Annotated in this window: 2 protein-coding genes; both read left to right on the top strand. The window is 45.5% G+C overall.

Translation table 11 applies throughout. The features are described from left to right. On the top strand, positions 1-273 hold a 273-nt coding region (locus tag AC1MDJ_RS08260; protein WP_479690435.1), incomplete at its 5' end, for a DUF6088 family protein. Next, on the top strand, positions 266-708 hold a 443-nt coding region (locus AC1MDJ_RS08255), incomplete at its 3' end, for a nucleotidyl transferase AbiEii/AbiGii toxin family protein (RefSeq protein ID WP_479690434.1). The genes AC1MDJ_RS08260 and AC1MDJ_RS08255, both read left to right, overlap by 8 nt.

Genomic DNA, 708 nt, shown 5'->3' with positions numbered 1-708 from the left:
GGAAGCCCGCGAAAATACAAAATCGGAAACACCACGCTTGAATTCCGCCATAGGATGTTGCGCGAAAGCGTCATAGGCAACGAGCAGGCAAACCTTGTAATCCAAGCGCTGAAATCGCTGGGCAAGATTCACGCCAGCGAACCCGATTTTATAAAAACGCTTGCAAAACGCTTTACGGCGGACGAATGGGTGAAAATTGAAAAGTCATCGCATAAAGTCGCGGGCTGGGTGGTTGATATAATCCGCAAGGCAAAGGAGATTGCAAATGGATAAACTTGCAAAATTATCAGACGCGGAACGCTTGGAATTATTCGGGCAAACTTCCACGAAACTGAACATTCCGCTTGCAATGGTGGAAAAAGATTTTTGGGTCTGCTGGGTGCTGGGGCGCATATTTGCCGACACGGAGTTGTCAGAAATTTTGCGTTTTCGTGGCGGCACTTCGCTATCCAAGGGATACGGCTTGATAGACCGGTTCTCCGAAGATATAGACATAACGATGGACAGGTCGTTGGTGGATTTAACAGACGATAATGGCAAATCATTATTGCGCTCAAAAAAATCCTATAAAGAGCATAAGGAAGAAGTATCCGATATTGCCGCGCAGTATATCAGCACGACATTGAAAGATAAAATCGCAAAGGTTCTGGACGGGGGTGTGAAAATCTATACCTACGAAGAATATGCAAAGGTCAATCCAAATTACGA

The organism is Candidatus Termitispirillum reticulitermitis (assembly GCF_054655775.1).
This window is presented reverse-complemented; position numbering and strand designations above follow the sequence as displayed.